General features: G+C 39.0%; 11 protein-coding genes. 2 read left to right on the plus strand and 9 right to left on the minus strand.

The window, feature by feature from the left end:
- The first annotated feature begins 152 nt into the window (after nt 1-152).
- Nucleotides 153-4,241, plus strand: a complete 4,089-nt coding sequence (locus ACN9MR_RS11615) for a hybrid sensor histidine kinase/response regulator transcription factor (RefSeq protein WP_426329847.1) — start codon at nt 153-155, stop codon at nt 4,239-4,241.
- Nucleotides 4,242-4,756: 515 nt separating this feature from the next.
- On the opposite strand, the gene ACN9MR_RS11620 is transcribed toward ACN9MR_RS11615, so the two are convergent.
- The 9 genes from ACN9MR_RS11620 to ACN9MR_RS11660 form a co-directional block, all read right to left on the minus strand.
- A complete protein-coding gene (locus tag ACN9MR_RS11620; RefSeq protein ID WP_426329848.1) occupies nt 4,757-6,967 on the minus strand; it encodes an alpha-galactosidase in 2,211 nt (736 codons plus the stop codon).
- Between the two features lie 54 nt (nt 6,968-7,021).
- On the minus strand, nt 7,022-9,064 hold the full coding sequence (locus ACN9MR_RS11625; protein WP_426329849.1) for an alpha-galactosidase: 2,043 nt from the start codon (nt 9,062-9,064) through the stop codon (nt 7,022-7,024).
- Nucleotides 9,065-11,404: a glycoside hydrolase family 95 protein gene (locus ACN9MR_RS11630; RefSeq protein ID WP_426329850.1), complete on the minus strand. Its 2,340-nt coding sequence runs from the start codon at nt 11,402-11,404 to the stop codon at nt 9,065-9,067.
- A 187-nt stretch (nt 11,405-11,591) separates the two neighbouring features.
- Nucleotides 11,592-12,800 carry a DUF4998 domain-containing protein gene (locus tag ACN9MR_RS11635; protein WP_426329851.1) on the minus strand — a complete coding sequence of 403 codons (1,209 nt, stop codon included), beginning with the start codon at nt 12,798-12,800 and terminating at the stop codon, nt 11,592-11,594.
- A 117-nt stretch (nt 12,801-12,917) separates the two neighbouring features.
- Nucleotides 12,918-14,141 (minus strand): DUF4959 domain-containing protein, encoded by a 1,224-nt coding sequence (locus tag ACN9MR_RS11640; RefSeq protein ID WP_426329852.1) that lies wholly within the window; start codon nt 14,139-14,141, stop codon nt 12,918-12,920.
- 20 nt (nt 14,142-14,161) lie between these two features.
- Nucleotides 14,162-16,099 (minus strand): RagB/SusD family nutrient uptake outer membrane protein, encoded by a 1,938-nt coding sequence (locus ACN9MR_RS11645; protein WP_426329853.1) that lies wholly within the window; start codon nt 16,097-16,099, stop codon nt 14,162-14,164.
- Nucleotides 16,100-16,120: 21 nt separating this feature from the next.
- Entirely contained in the window at nt 16,121-19,396 is a 3,276-nt protein-coding gene (locus ACN9MR_RS11650; RefSeq protein WP_426329854.1) for a SusC/RagA family TonB-linked outer membrane protein, read from the minus strand.
- 385 nt (nt 19,397-19,781) lie between these two features.
- Complete coding sequence (locus tag ACN9MR_RS11655; protein ID WP_426329855.1) at nt 19,782-21,374, minus strand: solute:sodium symporter family transporter; 1,593 nt, start codon at nt 21,372-21,374, stop codon at nt 19,782-19,784.
- A 9-nt stretch (nt 21,375-21,383) separates the two neighbouring features.
- On the minus strand, nt 21,384-22,406 hold the full coding sequence (locus ACN9MR_RS11660) for a GntR family transcriptional regulator (protein ID WP_426329856.1): 1,023 nt from the start codon (nt 22,404-22,406) through the stop codon (nt 21,384-21,386).
- Between the two features lie 359 nt (nt 22,407-22,765).
- Here ACN9MR_RS11660 and ACN9MR_RS11665 point away from each other — a divergent pair, with 359 nt between their 5' ends.
- On the plus strand, nt 22,766-22,966 hold the full coding sequence (locus ACN9MR_RS11665) for a YtxH domain-containing protein (RefSeq protein ID WP_426329857.1): 201 nt from the start codon (nt 22,766-22,768) through the stop codon (nt 22,964-22,966).
- The last annotated feature ends 97 nt before the right edge of the window (nt 22,967-23,063 follow it).

Here is a 23,063-nt window from a genome sequence, read left to right on the forward strand (position 1 = left end):
ATTATTCCTTCAAAAAGGTCGAAAATTGTAAATGAAAGGGTAGAAAAACTGTAATCCTTTAATATTTTAATAAGTTCGCGCTATATTTAAAGGAAATACATCAAGGGCTATTCTTCTATTAGCCATAGGATGGCCAAAAACTAACATAATTTATGAATCTGCGTTTAAACGCTTTGTGGTTTTTCTCAATGCTTTTTATTTGCACCTCTTTGCGTGCCCAGAAGCAGATTGTTTTTAACCACCTCAGGATGGAAAATGGTTTGTCGCAAAATTCCGTGATGGCTATTGCGCAAGATAAAAACCAGTTTATTTGGATGGGTACCAGACAAGGGTTAAACCGTTATGATGGTTTTCGTTTTAAAATTTACAACAAAAGCTCAGACAACCTCAACAGCCTTTCGGATAATGTGATTAATACCTTATTAAGTGATAGCAAAGGAAGATTATGGGTAGGTACAGAAAACGGACTGAATATTTACAATGAAAAAACCGATCATTTTTATCGCATCAATAGAAAGAGTTCTGCCAATTCCTTTAGCTGCGATTCAGTAGAATGTTTGTATGAAGATCCTCAAAAAAATATCTGGATAGGTACTGATAATGGTCTTAACCTGCTTATAGATGCCGAAAAGCAGATTTTCAAGAAGTTTCTTTTCGATAAACCCAATTATAAATCTAGGCTTAACTGTATTTTCTCAATTTTTAAAGATGAAAAACAGAACCTTTGGGTAGGCACTTATGATGGCTTGGTGCGTATTTACGTTGTTAACGGTAAATATCATTTTGAAATTTTCAGACATAATCCCAATAACAAGAACAGCATCAGTTCTAATGCTGTAAAAAGTATTGTAATCGACAAACAAAAGCGGCTTTGGTTAGGTACCTACAACGGCTTAAACCTATTCGATTACGAACACAAAACATTTACACGATACCAAACCAGTGCTACAGATCAAAATTCGATTGTTAATAATGACATTAGAAAACTAACCTGCGATAAAGCGGGCGATATTTGGATCGGGACACAGGAAGGATTAAGTATCTTCAATCCAAATACGCGAAAATTTAGTAATTACCGTTACGACCCTGAACAAACAGGCGGATTGAGCCAGAATTCTATCCATAGTATTTTTCAAGATATCAACGGCTCAGTTTATTTGGGTACTTATTACAAAGGCGCAAATGTTGTTTACCCGTCTGCAACGCCATTTACCGTTTTTAGAAATTCGAAGAAACAGCAAGGTTTGAGCAGCAATATTGTAAGTGCCATGACCGAAGATGAATACCATAACCTGTGGATTGGCACTGAAGGTGGTGGTTTAAATTACGTAAACAGAAGCAACAATACCTTTACCTACTATAAATCAGAGCCAAATAACAGCAACGGGCTTAACTCCAACCTAATTAAAACCCTGTGCCTTGATAAAACCGGGCACCTACTGGTGGGCACACACCGTGGTGGTTTATACCTATTTAATCCCTCAGGTCGTAATTTCAGGAAAATAATCAATGTTAAAGATGTAAAAAACAATCCGGGTGGTGACGAAATAATTGCAATAACTGTAGATAGTGAGGGTACTGTTTGGGTAGGTTCCAGAGATGGATTATCTACATTAAAAAAAACAAATGGCCATTATGCTTCTAAAACAATTAAAAGTCCGTTAGAACGAAACCTGAGGAACAAGTATATCCAGGTTATATTTGAAGATAAGGCCAAAAATTTATGGATTGGAACGATGGCCGGATTATATGCTTACCACCCATCCACTAAAAGAATTACAGCCTATTATGAGAAGAAAAACAGCGCAGGCAGTTTAAATTCAGATCATATTAATTGCATTATTCAGATACGAAATGGAAATATTTGTATTGGAACTTATTTTGGTGGTTTGAGCATTTTCGATAATAAAAGCAGAAAATTCAAGAATTATAATGAAAAAGACGGGTTACCAAACAGTAATGTACTGGGAATAATTGAAGATGACGAAAATAACCTGTGGATCAGTACAGATAAGGGATTATCCAAATTGGTTACTAAAACGGGAAAGTTTATTAATTACACCAAAAGCGATGGACTAGCGGGCAACGATTTTAATATCCGATCGTTTTTTAAAGATAGTAATGGCGAGTTGTTTTTTGGTGGTTACGATGGTTTAACCGCCTTTTTTCCCAACCAGATTGATATTAATAAAAATGTTGCACCAATCACCCTTACCGAACTCAAACTATCCGATCAAGCCGTGGTGGTAAATGCTCCGGATGGATTGTTAAAGGAAGATATCAAAAGCACTAAGCAAATTACATTTAAACACGACAACAACAACTTCACGCTCAATTTTGCCTTATTAAATTACATTAAACCAGAAAAAAACAGTTACCGTTATATCCTTAAGGGCCACAGTAAAGATTGGGTAAAAACCGATGTGCCCAGTGTTACCTATACGGATCTTCCTGCAGGCAATTATACCTTTATGGTAACAGGAAATAATAATGATGGAAATCCTGGCGGTAAAGCTGCAACGCTTAAAATAACGGTACTTCCGCCCTTTTGGGCTACCTGGTGGGCCTATCTTATTTATCTGGCTTTCTTTTCGGGTATACTATTTTTAATTGTACGTTATCTATTTGTGCGAGCTTTGCTTAAACGTACTGAAGACATTCAGAAAATGAAACTGAATTTTTTCACCTATGTGGCCCACGAAATCAGGACACCACTTACCTTAATTCTTGGTCCCTTAGAAAATCTTTCGAAGCAATATCAAACCGATACCGAGTTAAATCGACAGATTATTCCGATAAAAAATAATGCAAACAGGCTAATGCGGCTTATTACCGAATTAATGGATTTTAGAAAAGCTGAAACCGGGCACCTTACCCTGCATGTTACGGAAGATAATATTATCGATTTTATTAACGAAATTTTCATCTCCTTCTCTCATCTAGCAAAAACGAACAATATACAATATGAGTTTGTACACGAGCAGGAAAACATCAAACTGTTTTTTGATAAAAGGCAGCTCGAAAAAGTATTGTTCAACTTGTTATCTAATGCCTTTAAATTCTGCGAAAAGGGCGGCAAAATCTCTGTTTCTCTATTGGAAATGGAGAATGAAGTAGCGATTAGCATTTCTGATAACGGACTGGGTATACCTGCCGAGAGTTTAAAAAATCTTTTTAGTGATTATTTCCAGGTTGATGAGCAACACTCCAACCAAATCGGTTCGGGAATAGGTTTGGCACTTTCTAAAGCAATTGTGGAGGAACATAAAGGACATATTGCTGTAGAAAGTACACCTGCTGAAAATGGCGAGCGTGGTTTCACCAATTTTACAGTAAAGTTAAAGAAAGGGAAATCACATTTTAAAACGGCTCTTTTTGATGGGATAAAAGATTATCCGAGCCATCCCGATATCTACACGCAGCAGGCAGAACAAGAATTAAAAACTTTAAAACCCGAAAAAGAAACTGATATTTCGACCGAAACCATATTGGTGGTGGAAGACAATAGTGAAATCAGACTGTTAATTACATCACTGGTTGGCAAACATTACCAGGTTGCCGAAAGTGAAAATGGATTAATGGGTTGGGAAACGGCTGTAGAAACGCTTCCAGATCTGATTATCTGCGATATAATGATGCCGATAATGGATGGTATAGAACTTTGCCGCAGACTTAAGGAAGATGAACGGACCAGCCATATCCCCGTTATTATCCTTACAGCCCGCTCTTCTCATATCCACCAGGTTAGTGGTTTAGAAACTGGTGCCGATGTCTATATTACCAAACCTTTTAGTCCCGAACTGCTTTTACTGAATGTCCGCAATCTACTGATGTCGAGGCAGGTAATGCGTCAAAAATTTCTAAAACACATCCATTTACAGCCGAAAGAACTCACCATCAACGCCATTGATGAAGCTTTTATGCTAAAACTCTTAAAATACATTGATGAGCATATCGCCGATGAAGATTTTGGGGTATCTGAACTCGCTTCGATGGTGGGTATGAGCAGACCGATTTTGTACAAAAAAATCAGGAAGCTAACCAACCTTTCCGTAAATGATTTTGTTAAATCGATCCGTTTAAAGAAAGCAATGGAGCTGTTTAAACAAAATAGGTTTACTATTTATGAAGTGGCTTATCAGGTTGGCTTTAACGATCCTAAATATTTTAGCAGGGAGTTTAAAAAACAATTTGGGAAAAGCCCTCGGGCGTTTATGAATGGAAGTGAAGATGAGGATTAGTTTGGTAAAGGGTCCTTAGTCGGAAGTCAGTAGTCCAAAGTCGATCAATCAATGAGTTGCCTATAGTCTCATTTGTCATCCTAAGGAGTAATTTATTTTATAAAAATTAATATAAATGACAGGAAATATTAATGGAGATAAATTACCTCAAAGTATCGTCATTGCGAGAAGGCTTTTTCAGCCGACGAAGCAATCTTTCTAGCAAGGAAGGCTAGCAGGAAAGATTGCTTCGTCGTTCCTTCTAGCAATGACGACCGCTCTACTGGATGCTGTCAATGGTAGTGTAGTCGAAGGATCTATGTAGTGGATTAAAATTTAAAAATTGTTTGGTAGACCAAAACATGGAATGGGCTTTAAGATTCCCGCCCACGCGGAAATGACGATCGTATTTATTTATGCTCCAGCTCAGTGCCCTCTGCGGTTTGCTTTCTGTCGGCGCTGTGGTAAAAAATGGAGAAACCATTAATTAGATTTCTCCGTTTCGCTATGCTTTAGTCGAAATGACGAACGCCATATTACTTTACCTCTTCTAATTTTAACACCACACTGGTCCTCCTGTTATTAACATTAGGGTTAAAGCCCACTTTCATCAGGAAATCGCCAGTATAAGTTTTAGTATCATCTATTGATGATTTTGTACCGGGATAAAGGTTAATTTCTTTAATATGGTATTTCTTTGTTACATCTAAACCATTCAACTTAATCGGATACTTACTATTCTCACCATAACGGTTGTTGACCAGATAGTTAAAAATTACACCTTCGGTTTTTTGTGCATTTACATATAACATGGATGCTATGCTACCCGTACGTGGATTAGCCAAACGGTATTGCTCACCTTGCCAGATCGTTTGTTTTACATCGTTATAGTTTTTAATCGCCTCCTGACAGAACTGAAGCTCTTTTTCTGGCAATTTACTCACCACAATATCAAAACCCAGTTTGCCCATCATGGCTACATCGACACGGAACTTTATTGGCTGTTTTCCCCAATCGGTTACATGGTTAGAGCTGCTAATGGCAGGATAAAAATAAGAGTATTCCCATTGCATAAATATGCGTTCTAAAGGATCGGTATTATCACTAGGCCAAAACTCTGTAAAATACTGTAAGGCAGCATAATCTACCCTCCCACCTCCACCAGAGCATAACATCATTGGCACAGTTGGATATTTTGCACGGATTCTTTGCAGCACATTATACAATCCTCTTACATAATCGATGTAAAAATGAGATTGATTTTTTAAATGTGCGGAGTATGCATTGTAAATTACCGCATTACAATCCCATTTAATGTAGGCCAGTTTAGGATTCTTAGTAAACAGACCATCTACCACACCGAAAACAAAATCCTGTACTTTTGGGTTACTCAGATCGAGTTCTAATTGGTTTCTAAAGTAGTATTCAGGTCTGTTAGGCTGTTTTACCACCCAATCAGGGTGCTTTTCATAAAGCTCACTTTTAGGGTTAACCATTTCGGGTTCTATCCAAATTCCGAATCTGGTTCCTACATGATCTGCCTCTTTTACCAAAGAAGTTATTCCGTTCGGCAATTTCTTCTTGTTTTCCTGCCAATCGCCAAGCCCGGCATGGTCATCGTTACGCGGATATTTGTTTCCGAACCAACCATCATCAAGCAAAAAGAAATCGACACCCAGTTTTTTGGTGTCTTTTAATAAATCGGCCAATTTTTGCTCATTGAAATCGAAATAAGTGGCTTCCCAGTTATTCAGAAGTGTTAACCTGCTGCCTTTTCCATTTAATATTTTATAATTACGTGCCCAATCTTGCAATTTCCTGCTGGCATCACCTTTTCCCTGATCAGAAAAAGTATACAAAAAAGCAGGAGTTGTAAAAACTTCACCTGCTTTTAAGCTGTAGGGCGAAGCATAATTGTTCATTCCGGCAATAATGCGGAGGTTATCCTGGTAATCCAGCTCAAGATCGACCTTAAAATTACCGCTCCATTCCATTGCACCATACAAAACATTGCCCTCATTTTCTTCAGCAGGTTTATCTAACGAAATCATAAAAACAGAAGGTTGAAACAAATTTGCCCTGGTGCCCAGTTTGCTATCTAAAGTTTTAATGCCATGGGTAATTTCACTTTGCTCTGGTTGCATTTCCTTAGCCCAATCGCCATGGTATTGGTTTAACCAAAACCGCGGTGATTTTAAGTGCAGATTAGCCGAAGCATATTTATGCAATACCACCGTACCTCTCTCACTATGTTTAATCTCCGTCCATTGTTCTATTACATCCTGTTTATAAAAAGACTTATAGTATAGGGTTACCTCAAAATTATACACGGGATCTTTTAATCTGATCTTTATTAAACTTACATTATCATCAATAGCGGTAACGGTATGATCAATGTATTTCAGATCGAGGGAGTTATTACCATCGGCATGGGTAACACTAATAGCTGGTTCTACCAAATTCCTGGAGCCTGATGGCGTATACACAGAATTTAGCTGACCTGTATAATCTTCAGTCTGTTTAAATTGTGCTGTAATTTGAGCGTATTCTTGTTTGTTAGCTAGTTTCTTTCCAAAAAAAATGGTGTTTACATCTTTCTTTATATCGGCCTGTAATACCAATGCATTGTGAGCGGTTTCAATAGGAATAATGCTTTGGGCCCTAATATTGCCGATTGTAAAGAACGAAATGGTAATGGCCAATGCTCCGTGCTTGATGTAATATAAAATTTGATCTGACTTGTTCATTTGTGTTTTCAATGTTAATGGGGGTAATGTTTATAGGTAGTAGTTGATTTATTTTTATTGTTTAAGTATGATTTTGAAGATAATGGCATCTTTTGCGGCCACACTTAAAGCTTGGTTATTTTTGAAGTTTTCAGTTTTTTGAGTGATCAAATTTTGACAGCTGTACACTTCATCGGTATTTAAACCGATTCTCGAAAAGTCAGACGTAAAGGACTTTGCTTCATCGCTATAATTAAATAATGCGAGATATTTCACGTTTCCAACCTGTTTTACAAAAAGTTGCGAAGCCGATTTGCCCCTATTCCCTTCTACCGGAAGAAATGCCTTTCCATCTTTTAATACGTTTAGGATTTCGGCATTGTTCAATAAACGCTTTGCTGTACTGTTCCATTTGCCTTGCCGTGAAAAGTCATCGCCGGTAATGCAGGTTCCCGTAACAATCGCTGATAAAAACCTGGCTGTATTTTCCTGGTCAGATTGATCGGAAAATACCACATGGTCTGCATCTATATAATCGTAAAGATAAGTTTGCCACCAGCCATTGCTTATGCCATTCAAAGTGTACTCTGTATCCTTTATTGATTTAAATGCATCGCAGGCTATTCTGCGCATGTGTATGTATCGTCCAGAAGCTAAACTTGGTGATATGGCTGCGTAAACCAACATTTTATTATCCAACTGTTTTAATAAAAATTCCATACCCAATTTATAAGCCTGCATGCCCGTGCTAACCTTTGGATTGTAAAAATGATTGGATTCTATTGCAGCGTGACCTAAAAAGTCGATTTTAATCATTTCAAAACCGCATTCCTTAAACTTTGTAATCACTGCAGCTATGCGCTGCTGGGTACCAGGATGCGTTGGATCGAGCGCCCTTGCACCATCAATATCATGGTAGCCTGAGCCAGTTTTGGTCCACATCTCTCCAAATGTATAATCGCTTCCTTCCGCCTTGCGGTTACCGCCGCCGGCAAATCCCCAATCTACAAAAGGTGCCCAATAAATTCCAGGTTTTAACCCTTTCGATTTAGCATAATCAGCAAAGGCTTTTAATTTGGAGTAATCGCCAGTTAAGCCTCCTTTTAGCAGGTTATCCCAATAAGAATCGAGGTCGATATAAGCCACACCACCACTTCTGAAGGTTTTTAGGCTATCTGCAAAAAAATCGACCACCTGATTGGCTTTGTCGAGTGTTATTTTCTCTTGCATTACGCCCCAACTGTTCCAGCCTACAGGAGTTCCGGCTTTCCATTTAAAAACAATAGGCGGTTCTACTATCCGGTTAGCCCGTGCATAGTTTTCCATACCGGAACGCCAATCGGCAAAAGCACCATAAAATACTTTGGCAGAACTGATCGAATTGCCTTTTAAATAACCATGTTCAATTTTATCACGGGTAATGCTTTCTTCTGTATAACCACAAACGACCTGTATATTTATTTTTTTTCCGCGATCCATAGTCGTAATAATGCCGGTTTTCCAGTTGCTGTGTTCTATAGATCCGATTACAAAACCATTTCTGGATTGATTGTGATACAAAGCCGTAACTTCTGCACTTGGATTGTTTGTATCGGCCTTTAACGGAACAGCATTGTAAGAAATAAAGGTATCATTATCAAAAGGTATGAATAAACTCGTTGGTGCATCTGAAGCTTCCCGATGGATTAAATTCCCATTTAAAGGTACCATATGGTTGATGGATAAATCAGCTCCTTGTAAAGTAAGGCTAATCATAAAATAATCCTTATCCTTATAGGTATAAAAAACTTGTTGCATAGTTGGTAAACCAAGCTGCCTTAACAAGAAAACATACTTAAAACCATTCCCAAAACCATCTTTAATCGTAGTTTTCGTGTAACTGATCTGTCGATAATCCTTTGAGCTGAGCATTTTTTTCTGGTACTCTAACTGCGAAAAACCATTGAACAGCAACTGCCCCGATTGATCTGAAATATTGAAAAGACCTGTTTTAAGGTTATAGTCTATTTTTCCGGATTTACCATAGTTGAATATAATTGCCGATGCAGACCGTTCAGAAAACAGCAGGATCAGTAAAATCAAGAATAACTTATGCCTGAATATAAATTTAAGAACCATTTATTTACTTAATTTGCTCGACATTATTTCGATTAATTTACCATTCATTTTTAGCTTTACCTTTTGAGGTATGGCCGAAGCGATTCTATAATTTGTAATTTTACCATCTTTCCAATCCATATCAACTGTAAAATTACCCCTTGCCTTTAATCCTTTAATTTCACCAAAATTTTTCCAGGCATCAGGAATAGCAGGGAGCAGCTCGATAAAACCATCATGACTTTGGATCAGCATTTCTGCAATAGCTGCCGATGCTCCAAAATTGCCATCAATCTGAAACGGCGGTCCGGCCGATAGCATATTCGGATAAACGCCTCCTCCGGCTCCATAATTAATATCGGTTCGTAATGTAGGTTTTAAAATCTCTCTAAACAGTTTAAAAGCCCTGTTGCCATCCTGTAATCTTGCCCAAAATAACTGTTTATAAGCAATTGACCAACTTGGTCCGTCATCACCCCTGGCTTCGAGCGTTTTCTTTGCAGCCTCTGCCAATGCCGGAGTAGCTGTTGGTGTAATTAGTCCGGCTGGATATACCCCATATAAATGTGAAATATGACGATGCTGTGGATCGGTTTCTTTATAATCTTCTAACCATTCCTGTATACGGCCATCTTTGCTAATTAGGCCAACTGGCGGAATAGATTTTAATTTTTCCTGAAGCGAAGCACTAAAGATGGCATCAGTTTTAAGGAGTTTAGCAGCAGTAATTACATGATTAAAAAGCTCCCTTACAATCTGATTATCGATGGTAGGTCCCATTGAAATACTGGCCGTTTTTCCATTGGGCAGGTAAAAAGTATTTTCTGGGGATACCGATGGTGAAGTAACCAACCAGCCTGTTTTTGGATCTTTAACCAAAGCACTTTGGTAAAATGCAGCTGATCCTTTTAAGATCGGGTAAATGCTTTTCAGGTATTTTAGATCGCGACTATAGGCAAAATGATCCCATAGATTACTGCACAACCAGCCCGAACCTGCATTTGATGCGCCCCATGATGCACTTTCGCCAGGCTCGGTAAAGCCCCAAACATTCGTAATGACGTGGGCAATCCATCCATCGGCATTGTAATATGCTTTCGCCGTTTTTGCACCTGGCTCAATTAAATTTCTTACCAATTCTGCCAGTGGAAGATTTAACTCCGAAAGGTTTGCAGGCTCAATAGCCCAGTGGTTCATCTGTACGTTTACATCTAAATGGTAATCGCCATTCCAGGGCGTATTGATCTGGTTTGCCCATAAACCCTGAAGATTTGGTGGCAAAAGCCCGACCCTTGTACTGCTGATGCTTAAATACCGGCCAAACTGGAAAAATAAAGCGCTAAGTGAAACATCATTTTTATAATCTTTATAAAAACGGTCTAACCTTACGTCTGTAGGTAGGTTTGCAGCTTCGCCTTCACCTAAATTAATTTTTAACCTGTTAAAGAGTTTAGCAAAATTTGCGATATGATTTGCAAGTTCTAAACTATAAGATTTCTTTTGAGCCGCTTGTAATGCCTGCTTTACCCTGGCTTCGAAATTTTTATGTTTAAAATCGGTTTCTGCCGCAACATAAATAATCAGTTCAGTTGCATTTTTTATTTTAAGAATGTTTCCTTCACTTGTTACCGTACCGTCTTTAAGTGTGGTACTTACGCGGCTCAGGTATTTCATTCCCTTACCATCAGTGCCATTATCCAGTTGACCGAACATCAACAGTTCATTACTCTGGCTAGCCAGTATTGCTTTTTCTGATCTGCTGATCGAAATATTACAATTGAGTTTATTAGGTTGATCGGCGGTGAGGCGGATGATATTTACATCATCATCAAAACTGCAAAAATATTCCCTCTTATACTTTACACCGTTCAGCCTAAATTCGGTTGTAGCCACCGCTTTATCCAACGATAAAGTTCTTTTATAAATCTCAGGTTTTGCATCTTTAACACCAGGATATTCATAATCGAGCTGTAAGTTTCCAAGGGTTTGGTACTTACCCCAGGTTGCGCCACCTGAGCCCTGCCCTTTGCATACAAAATCGCGGTTTACGAGTTCCTGTGCTTCATCATTCTTACCTTCCAATATCAGCTGCCTGATTTTGGGCAAACTTTTATAGGCTTCGTAATTATTGGCATCCTGTTTCCCACCACTCCATAAAGTGATATCATTGAGCACAATATTTTCCCTCTTAATGCCTCCATCGGGTGTCATGCCGAGTTTACCATTACCTAAAGGAAGAGTTTCTTCCCAGATTTTGGCAGGTTTATCGTACCAGAGCAACAATGGTTTTTGCTGGGCAAGAACGTTTTTACTGATGAAAAGCGAGCATAGTGTAATAATAATCAGTTGCTTTTTATACATTTTTCATTTATTTGTTTTGTACGTAGCAATCGTCATCTCGACTGGAACGCAGTAGAATGGAGAGATCTATCTCGATAGATTTAGCTTCACTGAACACTTCGTGGTTCTCGGCTGCGTTGCACTCCGCTCGAAATGACGATCGCGTGTGGCTTATCACATCACTCACAGTAACCGAATCCAATTACATTTACTGTTTATTCCAGAACCTGATTTCGCTCATATTGCTATAATTACCATCGCCGGTGTTTACATGTTTAATCCGGATACGAATATAACGAATCGGTTTACCTGCATTATCCAGTTCTGCTGTTATGGCGTTTTTGCCATCATCCGTCCTGGTTACATCTTTTAAAAGTGTCCAACCTTTGCTTATTGCTTCAGCTGTCCATCCATTATTACTGGCTGATAAAGTAGTTGTTGCATTGGTTAAATCGGCTATTCCCCAAACCTCAAAACGATCGGGATTATTGCAACAGTCCCTTCCTGTTTCTTCAATACGCGATAAATTGGCATATACTTTACCTAAATCGAATGTGATTACATGAGGCATGCCGCTGTTACCCCCGCTATGAAAAATATTAGGATAACCCTGCGGGCCAACACTGCCATCCCAGAGTTTACTGATGCTTGTGCCCGACTCGTAGGTTGGTGCATCGCCCGGCAAGTGTACCTCGGCAAAAAGTGATCTATCGCAAAGCACATAATTATAAATCCTCGGAAAAACAGAATAGGCGCCTACGTCAAAAATATCCAATGAATTTCGTTGCGGAATATAAGAAGAAAGGTACTGTATTTCAGTCCCCGCTTTATAGCTGGGAAGAACAATAGAATTGTCTTTGGGTAAAAGCGTCAGTTCTGAGGCACTTCCTGAAGCATTGGTATATTTAATAACCGTACCCGTATTTATAGTGTCGGGCACATTAAAATTAAGTTTAACAGATCCGTCAGCATTTACAACATAAGGTTCTGCAGCATTGTAAGCCCTGTTCAGCAAACTATTTTTGTAAATGGGTCCAAATACTTTTACGTTGTTTACTTCTTTTGGAATTGACCTGTTCCCATTTTTATCATAGGAGTAAATCGTAAACGAATAAACAAATTCCTGAAGGTTCGGTATTGTCGCAAAAACACTATCTGTTTTGCTATTGATTGCTACTACCTGCGAATCTACTTTATTATTATAATAGATCACATACTTTACAATACTCGGGTCGGAACTTGATTTCCATTTTAACTGTGCACGAAGATTTCCGGGTCTGCTCAGTACTTCTTTGGGACTACCCGTATAGATAATTTCATGCCCATCAAAAAAGTTCCTGAAATCTGTTTGCTGTTTTTTGCAGCCTATTGTAATAGCCAATGTAAAAAGGCCTACGAAAATTATAAGATTTTTCATCCGTATATAATTATTTTTCCGATGTTGAAGCCACCACGGTTTATTTATTTCTTTTTGTAAATAAATCGTGGTGATTTCATTTTTATAAAATTTTGATATCAGATTCAATTAATGAGATTATTGTGCAGTTCCATAAGGTGTAAATTCCATGAGGTGAGCCGCTGCTTCGTTGCCCCATACCGTTTGCACAGCTATCCGGAGGTACTTCACTGGCGGGGCTGCTGTAGGTACTTTAAAGCTGACGCCATTTTTAACAAAATCGTTATCTGATGAATTGATTGCAGTAGGAAGATTACCTGACGGCGGATCCGGAAAGCGGAAATTCCCAAGATTTACCCAATTCCCGATAACCGTACCTTCTGCGGCTGTAACAGGAAGCTGAACATCAGCAGGCGTAGATGAGTTCGTTCCCCAAAGCGCAAATTGTTTTGGATTTGCAAATTTGTAGGTATACTGGTCTCCTGTTCTTTCGTAGAGCACAAAACGACTTAACTTATAGGTTTTTCCAATGCCAAAACTACAAGAATATGGAAGTGAAACGCCGTATCTGGTATGCCAGCCACTTCCGTCCTGCCTCCCATCCCATAAATTAGGTAACGTCCAGCCAAAATCAATCGGGCTGTCTGTATTCAGGTTTAATACGGTGAATTTTGATTTATCAACTGCTTCTTCGGCCAGCGGTACTAATGCTTTCTGCAACGTGTCTGAAATATTGCCCCATCTGTCTGTAACGTATACACCAAACCGACGTTCTGTTGATGAAAAACCGGTAACCGAATAATCTATTTTCGGGTCTTTGGTAAAACGCTGATCCTCGATTTCCATAGATTTAGTATTGTTATTATAACTCAACACCACAATACCGATCTGTTTTTTTAACGGGTTCTCGGCTTTAATATTTACCCCGCCAAAATCGGCAGAAAGGTCGACTGATGGGCGCACGACCGAATAAACCGGTGTTAAGGGATTAACGGTAACGGTAACAGGATCAGACATTACATTTGCCCTCGAAACGGTATAAAGGCTTACCTGGTATGCTTTTGCTTTTGCAAATCCTTCAACCACTACCGTATCCTGGTAATAGGAAGATTTTGTCTCCCGGTCTGCATTGTCATTTATCTTGTACCTGGCAAGTACGTAAAGAATATTCTGTGAATTGGGAAGGTTATAGGTGATGTTTGCACCTCCGTTAAAATTGTCGACTTTAATATTACTTACGGGTAATGGTTTAGTGGTATCTTCAGAAATAACGGCATTAAAGCCGTTATTTTTCTTGCATGCCACCATGCCAATAATAATCAGCACGATCAAACAAGGAAAACTATATTTTTTTATATTCATGATCAAATCTTCTTTAAATATTACCAAAATGGATTTTGAACTAAGTTGGGATTAACCGCCAGATTATCTGCCTTGATAGGCCATAAATAATCTTTTGTATTAAATACCGGAACAAAAAGATTACGCGGACGATAATAGTTTACCGCCTGATCATCGAAAATGCTCCATCCCTGCATCGGTTTGGCCATTACCGTTTGTAGTTCTTTCCATCGTCGTAAATCCCATCCTGGCATACACTCGAAAGCAAGTTCAATCCTTCTTTCCTGATGAATGATTTGACGAAGACCTGCCTGTGTGCTGTATTTTAAAGGATTTGTAGAAAACTGAGCCGTCCACGCTTCTGCAACTGTTGGAATCTTTGCTCTTTTTCTTACCTCGTCTATATAAGGCAATACTTCTGAATAGTTTTTTCCCTGCTCATTCAATGCCTCCGCATAGAGCAGATAAAGATCTGAAAGCCTCATTAATGGAAAATGGAAATCTTCATAAGATAAACGATCATTATAAACGGTTAGATAATTGACTAGTTTTTTTGGCCAATAGCCTGAAATGTTGGTATGACTTCCATCTTTCGGGCCTGCAAAACTCGTAGTACCACGTGCCTGTACATAGTTTGCATTTGCCGGATCGCCCAGTTGACCGTTGCCATACCAAACGCCACCATCAAATCCAATAGATGCGTAAAATCTTGGTTCACGTTTAAAATGCGCTTTAACAGTTTCATATCCATTGTGCACGTAGTATTGATCTTCAGTTCCCGCAGTTTTTAAAGTATACCGGTCTCTGTAATCCCAGGTTTTATCTTCATCAATAGGCAGCCCATTATTAGTATAAAACAACTCTTGCTGCGCAATGGGAACAGCGAAGAAACCCTGGGCGCTACCTATATTCAGGGCAGCGGCAGCGTTAAGACGAGGGATACATCTTTCCTGTTTTCCAAATCCGAAAACCGGAGCCATGCCCCATATCAACTCTGTGTTCTGCTCCCATTTGTCGGTAATTGCCGTCTGAAACGAAAGTACATTAATCAGTTCCTGCGGAAGGTTAGCGGGCATATTCGCTGTTGGAGTAAAGGTGTGTAACCTCAGTCCGGCCGCCAAACATGCCTTTAATGCTTCATCACAGGCCTGGGCAGCGCGGTCCCATTTCCGTTGATCTTTTTGTGGGTTGAACAATTGTTGTCCATCTTTATTAGTGAGCCCGGCATAATCAGTGTTGCCATTAAACAATGGGCTCGCAGCAGTTACCAAAATCTGAGCTTTAACAGCGCGTGCAACAAGGGAAGTCACCCTGCCGAGTTCCTGTGTCTGATTTTGGATCTGGGTCGGTAAATCAGGCGTAGCCTCATTTAATAGCTGAACCATATAATTTACCACTGAATCTACAGGTTTTCTTTTCACCCTTGTAGCCTCTATCGAACTGTTAATCGGTAGGTTAACATTGGTGATCGGAATAGGTCCATACATCCTGAACAGGTAAAAGTGATAATAGGCTTTTAGGAATTTTACCTCAGCAATCCATCTCTTTTTTTCTGTATCGCCAAGGTCTATGGGCTTGTCGATATTTTCCAACATAGTATTACAGCGTCTGATGGCATTGAACATCGCCTGCCCTCCCTCATTTCCGTCCCAGTAATTTAATCCAGGGTTGTTGCTGGTCTGCGTACCCCTCATCATGTTAAAGCCAACGGCATTAATACCCTGTGTATCATTCAATTCATTCTGCCCAGGAAAAACAATTTCACCAGAAGTAGAAAATCCCCCGTCCATCCATGGTTCCTGTAACCGCTGTAAAGTACTATAACAGGTGAAGAGGTAATTTTCAGCCTCATTACGGTTCCTAAACGCATAATCTATTGTACCTACGTTATCAGGCGTAACGTTCAGGTACTTTTTGCATGATGCCATGGACAATACCATAACAACAGCGTATAAAATTTTTGAATATAATGGTTTCATACCCTAATTCTTTGTTTTAAACTATAAACTAACATTAATGCCCAGGTTGTAAACTTTCTGCAGCGGATAAGAAAACCCATTGCCACCTATTTCCGGATCCCACATCTTAAATGGGCTCCAGGTTACCAGGTTAAGTCCGCTGAAATAAACCCTCAGATTCCTGAGTTTAATCTTACTTGCCAGTGTTCTGGGTAAGGTATAACCTACTTCCAATGATTTCATCCTGAGGAAACTGCCATCGCGTAACCACCATGAGCTGTTCTGGCGGTTGTTTTCAATCACTGCACCGTTTATGCCAAGCCTAGGGTACAATGCATACAGATTCTGGTTATCTTCAGACCAATGATCATCTGCATACTGTTGAATTACCTGGGTATTGCCGGGTAACCACGAATCGGGGCTTTTAATAAACGGACTTGTTCTTGCCGGGTCAATTACAAAAGATACACCTGCCTGTCCCTGGAAAAACATATTAAGATCGAAGTTCTTGAAGCCTGTTGAGATTCCAAATCCATATACAATTGTGGGTACGGTAGGATTTCCAAACCATGTTTGATCTTTACCGTCAATAACACCATCATTGTTTAAATCGCGATATTTGATATCGCCACCCATTGGAGCGACACCATTGGTACTGAATATCTGTTTAGGGGAGTTTCTGGCCTCACTGTCGTCTACAAATAATCGTTCTGCGATGTAGCCAAAATTTCTGTTAAGAGAAACACCATTGTGAAGACGGTACTTATCACTAAAATCAGGTTCCTCATATTGTGTATATTTGTTTTTGGCCAAAGTAAAATTGGCTAACGCTGATATCCATAAATCGTTACTGAAATTGTGTTTTCCATCAAGCGAGAATTCGATGCCCTGCGATTCTACCTTTCCTATGTTAGCGGAGATCTGTGATTCCAATCCCGTTGTACTCGGAATATCTTTTCTGTCCTGGAGGATGTCTGACTTAAAGTTTTTATAAACCTCTGTGGTAAATCTTATGTTTTTAAGGAGGGTTAATTCCAATCCCATATTGATCTGCCTCGATACCTCCCAGGTAACATCCCTATTTTCATAATTGTTGATCGTAACCCCGTTATGTGAGTAACCAAGGTTAGTTCCGAATGAAGCCGGATTTCCTCCGTTCAGGTTAACGTCTGATAAGTAGAAAAATCGCCTGTCACTGATCGCATCATTACCAACCAAACCGTAGCTACCCCTGATTTTCATGCGGCTGATCACATTTGAAAGGTTTCCATAGAATTTCTCTCCGGATACGATCCAGGAGGCACCAACAGTTGGGAAGAAACCAAACCGGTGGTTTTCTGAGAAACGTTCCGAACCATTGTAGCCAAAGTTGAACTCTAAGAAATATTTACTCTTATATGCATAAGTTGCACGTCCCGAGAGGCCAAGATTCCGAAATGGTAAAGAATTAAATAATGTAGTGGCGTTTGCATTGAGCAATTGCTGTTGTGTACCGATCAAGGCAGCACTTACATTGTGGTTTTCATTAATATCTGCTGAATAATCAAGTACCCCCTGTAGATATAGGAAGGTATTAAGTGTGCTTTTTCCTGCGTAGTAGTTTAGGTATTCTCTGGCCTGATCGGGCTTATTATTGATCCAATTTAGTGTGTATTGATTAGATGCTTTATCGTACGACTGAACATTATAAAAATAAGGTGCATAGGCCAGTTCTGATTCGAATCTTGCGTATCTGTTTGTACTGAAGATGCCTTTAAAATTCAGTCCTTTTGTAAGGAAATCCAGTTTTTGGTTGAGCTCAAGTTGTGCAAGCATCCTCGATTCGGAAAATCTTCTGTTTCCTCTCAACAATGCAGCATATGGGTTAATGTTTTTTACGTCTGTAGAAGAAGTGGGTGGTGTGCTTCCATCGGGCAGTACCGTAGCTTCGGTATTGTTACCAAAAAGAATATGCTGAACACGTGCATTGGCTTTGTCCGGTTCGTAATAAGCCGGAAAATCGACCGGGCTTGTATGTGTAGCTATATTATATAGATCCGTTGCAAACGACGGGTCATTCGTCATAGGGCCTACATATTCATTAAAGTTACCTGATAAACGCACAATCAGTTCGGTAGTATTGGTCAGATCAATATTTACATTCGATCGTAACTGGTAGTTTTTAAAACGTACGTTATTGTTATTGTTGTTTCTGATATCCGTTTTCAATATTCCATTATCATTTGAAAAAGATCCGGCCACATAATATCTGGCTACACCACCACCACCAGAAATGTTCAGATTGGCCCTTTGTGTTGATGTATTTTTTTTAAACAACATATCCATCCAGTTTACCGCAGGATAAACGTAAGGATTACTACCAGGGGCACCAGCCAATGAAGCCTGCGTGTTTAATATTTTGTTCGGGGTATATGGCGCTCCCGGCGAATTCCTTGTACTCAGCGCCTCATTGTAAAGTTTCATATAGGTAACCGGATCAGCAATTTGTAGCGGGCTGATCGGAGAAGATGTTGATCCCTCCATGCGAACGCTAATCTGCGCTTTCCCGGCTTTTCCCTCTTTAGTTTTAACAAGGATTACGCCGTTTCCACCTCTGGCACCATAAAGTGCCGTTGCACTCGCATCTTTTAAAACCGAAAAACTTTCAATGTCATCCACCTGGAGGCGCGCCAGATCAGAAGATGTCATTTCCACATTATCAATCAAAATCAATGGGTCTCTTCTATAACCAAAGGTAGTTACTCCCCGAATAAAGAAATTAGCATTGTCCTGACCGGGTTGTCCACTCGGCTGAAATGCAACAACACCTGCTATCCTACCAGCAAATGCGGTGGTAAGGTTACTGGCAGGCACTTTTAAATCACCAGGCCGTACAGATGTTACCGCACCAACAATGGCTTCCTTTCGCTGTTTTTGTCCCAATGCTGTAATCACAACCTCGTCAGCCTGCACCGCATTTTCTGCAAGTTTAACATTAAGTATAGTTGTGTTCGCAGTAACTGTTATCCTTTTTTCTTCGTAACCCACAAATGAGAAACGTAATTCAACGCCGAGGTTCACATCAAGAATAAACCTACCATTGTTATCCGTTTGGGTGCCGGCCTTAGTACCGGTAACGGTAGCAACAACAACGCCGGGTATAGCAACTCCTGCCGAATCGGTAACCTTACCCGTAATGGTTTTCTTTCCCGTTTGAGAAAAGCCTGTGGAGGGCATAAAAATCAGGAAAAACACAAGAATCGAACCTGTCAATGTCATTGCATTTTTTAGCCTGTTGGGCACCGATAAGTGCCCACAAAACAAAAATAATTGCTTCATTTGCTAATTAGCTTTTAAATGATTGAACTAAAAAATTGTAGATAGATGCAGATCGACAGGAGTTAAGCTCTTTTAAGGTTTTCTAAATCTGCCGGCCATCCTTTAGCAATCGAAGGAGGTGTTTGCATTGCTGCACAAGTAGTAAAATTTCTCATAATTTGGATTATTTGGTTAATGAAAATATTATATAGGGTTGAGGACAAACGATCTTAGCACCGCTATTACCTTATGTCTCTTTTTAAAAGGAAACAAAACGCTGGAGCGCAATCAAATAGCCGCATTTTGACCTATCCTATCCTATCCTACTATTTTCAGATACAATGATAAACAAAAAAATTAATATTCCAAGTTTCTTAAATAAAACGTTTAAGAATAATAGGTGAGCTTAAGCAAGTATGTAGGTAGAAAAAACAAAAAATACAAGTGCCATCAGCGAGATCAAAACCACGTGATAGTAGTGTCTGCTGCGCCAGGGAATAATTTCTATTTTATTATCCAGCACCAATGTGTATTGGTTTTGATTGGGATGCATTTTCGAAATAAAAAGCATTAATGCAATGGTGATAAAAAAAATGATGGCCAGTGTATGCAGATAGTGAAGCTGAATAGTAAATACCCATTCGCTAAGTACATAACAGGAAATAAAAAAGATCATCCCGATTTTGGCAGCTATGGGTGGCATTTTTTTGGTAATAAAACCGAGAAAAATAATAGTAAAGATAGGGAGACTAAATATGGCACTGATTTTTTGCAGATACTCATAAAATCCATTTTTCGAAAATATGATAAAGGGTGCGAATGCCATGGCAAACAGTGATACCGAAATCTGGAATAAGCGTCCTGTTCTCAATAAACTTTTATCAGCCAATACTTTCCCTTTCTTCTCCATAAAAGGTTTGTATAAATTCAGGAGAAATAAAGTGCTCGAACTGTTAAGGCCCGCATTAAAGGTTGTAATTGCTGCGCCAAAAAGTACGCAAGCTGATAAACCCATTAAAATCGGCGGTAGTACGTCTTTAATAAGCAATGGAAATACCTGATTGGTATTGGTCAATACAGGATATAGGTGTACTGCAATTAAACCGGGGATATTAATCAACAATGGGCATAACAATTTCGCAAAACAAGTTAAAGCAATTCCCTTTTGGCCTTCTTCCAAACTCTTAGCAGCCAGTACCTGCTGAACAATGTATTGTTCCATTCCCCAATAGTACAAGTTCACAATCAGCATTCCGGTAAACAGGGTAGAAAAAGGAACAGCATCGTGGCTGTTGCCAATTGAATTTAAGTGCTCTTTTTTAGTAGAAAGTACTGTGGAGAGCCCGCTAAAGAAATCGCCATGACCTAAATAACGTAAGCCGTAATAAGGTAGTGCAATAATTAAGATCAACATGCCTGCGCTTAATACCGTATCGGAAATTGTAATCGCTTTAAAGCCACCTAAAATGGTGTAAACTGAACCGATCAATCCCATAATCCACACGAATATCCAAATGCTCTCCCAATAAGAAAGATGGAAACCTGAGAGATCGATCAGGTTACTAAAGGCAACTGCCCCTCCATACAGTACCGATGGAAGTAGATTGATGATATAACTAAAAAGAAAAACAACCGATACCAGGGTTTTGGTCTGTTTATCATAACGTTTCTCCAAAAAATCGGGAATAGTACGGATACCTGTTTTAAAATAAATGGGGATAAAGAATTCGGAAACAATGATCATGGCCAGGATAGAGGAGATCCCCCACCCTATAACCGACATGTTATTGATGTAAACCGATTCATTTTCGCCGATAAACTGATTAGCGCTGATGTTGCTGAAAAACAACGAAGCCCCAATAATAATAAAACCATTGGTTCTATTGGCAAAGAGAAAACCACTGATGGTTGATCGCTGTGTTTTCCGCGTTTTGAAATAAGAAATTGTTGCGGCAAGTGCCGTAAACAAAATAAAACTGATGATTGCCGTTGTGCCCACGCAATGGTATTAAAGTGAATTTCTTCTGATCAGTTTATTTTCCATTACACGTTTAACTGGTTTTAAACTTAATACAAACTCAGCGGCCAAACGGCCCATGTGTGCAAAATCTATCGAAAATGTAGTAATACCATCAAAAATGATTTCCTTAACGTTATCATCATTGTGCGAAAGGATGCCCAAGTCTTTACCTACTTTTAAACCTTTTACCTTGGTATCCTTCAACATTTCCCAAAGTTCGAGGTTATGTATGGTGAAATAAACTTTATCTGGTGCAATGCTTCCGGGTTCGTAACTGTTTTTAATTACACCATTTATTTTAAATTCCTTAATAAAACGTTTGAACGAAAGCAGTACTTCATTTGGTTCGGCAGAGGAAGGTTTAAAAAAGAAAACAAATTCGGAGAATTCTTTAATGCGGGGAGCCAGTTGTAAAAAAGCATTATAGGATGCTTTCTTAAATTCTTGAACGATGTAAGAATAATCGCCTTTAAGTTCTACATACCGATCTACAATGAGCAGTTTTTCTTTGGGTAACTGTTCCAATACTTCTTTTGCAGCATCACTTTCTATAGGCGCAATAACATATAAGCCATACTGCCCTTTGTTGCTGTTAATGATCGATTCGAAAACACTGAAATTATTGTGGTGGAAGTATACATCAACCTGGATGTTCTCGCCTAAATGATCTCGGAAATTCTGATAAAAGGTTTCCTGAAAAGTATCGAAAGCGTAAATCAGCAGACAAACTTTAAGGTGTTGTTCGGTATCATCAGTTGCTACAAAATAACCCATACGGTTTTTTGACTCTAAAATACCCCTACTAATTAACGCTTTATAGGCTTTACCTATAGTTTCTTTAGCAAAGCCTGTTTCTCTCATCATCTCGTTCACCGAAGGTAGAATATCTCCCTTGGCAATCAATTTGTGGTTTAAGCCATTAATGATTCCCTGTACAAGCTGTTCGTGTTTCGAGAAAGAATTTATGATGCTCAATTCCTTAATTTCATTGAACAGCTTTTTCTTATCCATGCAGCAATATTTGGTTTAATCGATTTACTGGGGGTTAATTTGGTCGAAATATATAAATTTAATAGCGATAATCTGTAAAATTTTATCGAAGCACCAGGTATTTATCGTCAGCAAACAGACAAAACCATCATTATGCACGAAATAATCTTAATGCTTGAGTAAATTTAGCTCTCGGACTTCGGAAGTTACCCTCGCCCTTTTTAATCATGATGCCAGATGTTATCATCTCGTCCTATTAATTTAGTAATCGAAGTGCTAAAAATGACCGGGGTAACAACAAGCATGTAACAACAGGTATAGGAAATTGTCTAAAACTTTAAACGATCTCAAAATGTTTAACTAATAAAAAAGAAAAGAACATGGGAATTTTAAAAACAGCAATTATTGGCGCTGCAGTTTATGCTGGCGTAAAATATATCACCAAGAAAGATCCAATTACCGGACAATCGATAGTAGATGAACTATTAGATAGAGCCCCAGAATGGGTAGAGAAAGCAAAAGGATACACTGAAGACCTGAAGACCAAGGCAAGCAATGCTGCTGAGGACTTAGCCAGATGAATACCAATTAAAAGAAAGGAACCTGAACAGGTTTATCTTTTTCTTTAATTGTAAAAACAAAAACGTCCCGATAATAAATTCAGGACGTTTTTTTGTT

Origin of the sequence: Pedobacter sp. R-06, from assembly GCF_049913135.1 — a bacterium.
Classification (GTDB): domain Bacteria; phylum Bacteroidota; class Bacteroidia; order Sphingobacteriales; family Sphingobacteriaceae; genus Pedobacter.

What these genes read in the sequence shown, in the direction of transcription:
- ACN9MR_RS11615 (WP_426329847.1), top strand. Translation starts at nt 153, where the DNA reads ATGAATCTGCGTTTAAACGCTTTGTGGTTTTTCTCAATGCTTTTTATT.
- ACN9MR_RS11620 (WP_426329848.1), bottom strand. Translation starts at nt 6,967, where the DNA reads ATGAACAAGTCAGATCAAATTTTATATTACATCAAGCACGGAGCATTG.
- ACN9MR_RS11625 (WP_426329849.1), bottom strand. Translation starts at nt 9,064, where the DNA reads ATGGTTCTTAAATTTATATTCAGGCATAAGTTATTCTTGATTTTACTG.
- ACN9MR_RS11630 (WP_426329850.1), bottom strand. Translation starts at nt 11,404, where the DNA reads ATGTATAAAAAGCAACTGATTATTATTACACTATGCTCGCTTTTCATC.
- ACN9MR_RS11635 (WP_426329851.1), bottom strand. Translation starts at nt 12,800, where the DNA reads ATGAAAAATCTTATAATTTTCGTAGGCCTTTTTACATTGGCTATTACA.
- ACN9MR_RS11640 (WP_426329852.1), bottom strand. Translation starts at nt 14,141, where the DNA reads ATGAATATAAAAAAATATAGTTTTCCTTGTTTGATCGTGCTGATTATT.
- ACN9MR_RS11645 (WP_426329853.1), bottom strand. Translation starts at nt 16,099, where the DNA reads ATGAAACCATTATATTCAAAAATTTTATACGCTGTTGTTATGGTATTG.
- ACN9MR_RS11650 (WP_426329854.1), bottom strand. Translation starts at nt 19,396, where the DNA reads ATGAAGCAATTATTTTTGTTTTGTGGGCACTTATCGGTGCCCAACAGG.
- ACN9MR_RS11660 (WP_426329856.1), bottom strand. Translation starts at nt 22,406, where the DNA reads ATGGATAAGAAAAAGCTGTTCAATGAAATTAAGGAATTGAGCATCATA.
- ACN9MR_RS11665 (WP_426329857.1), top strand. Translation starts at nt 22,766, where the DNA reads ATGGGAATTTTAAAAACAGCAATTATTGGCGCTGCAGTTTATGCTGGC.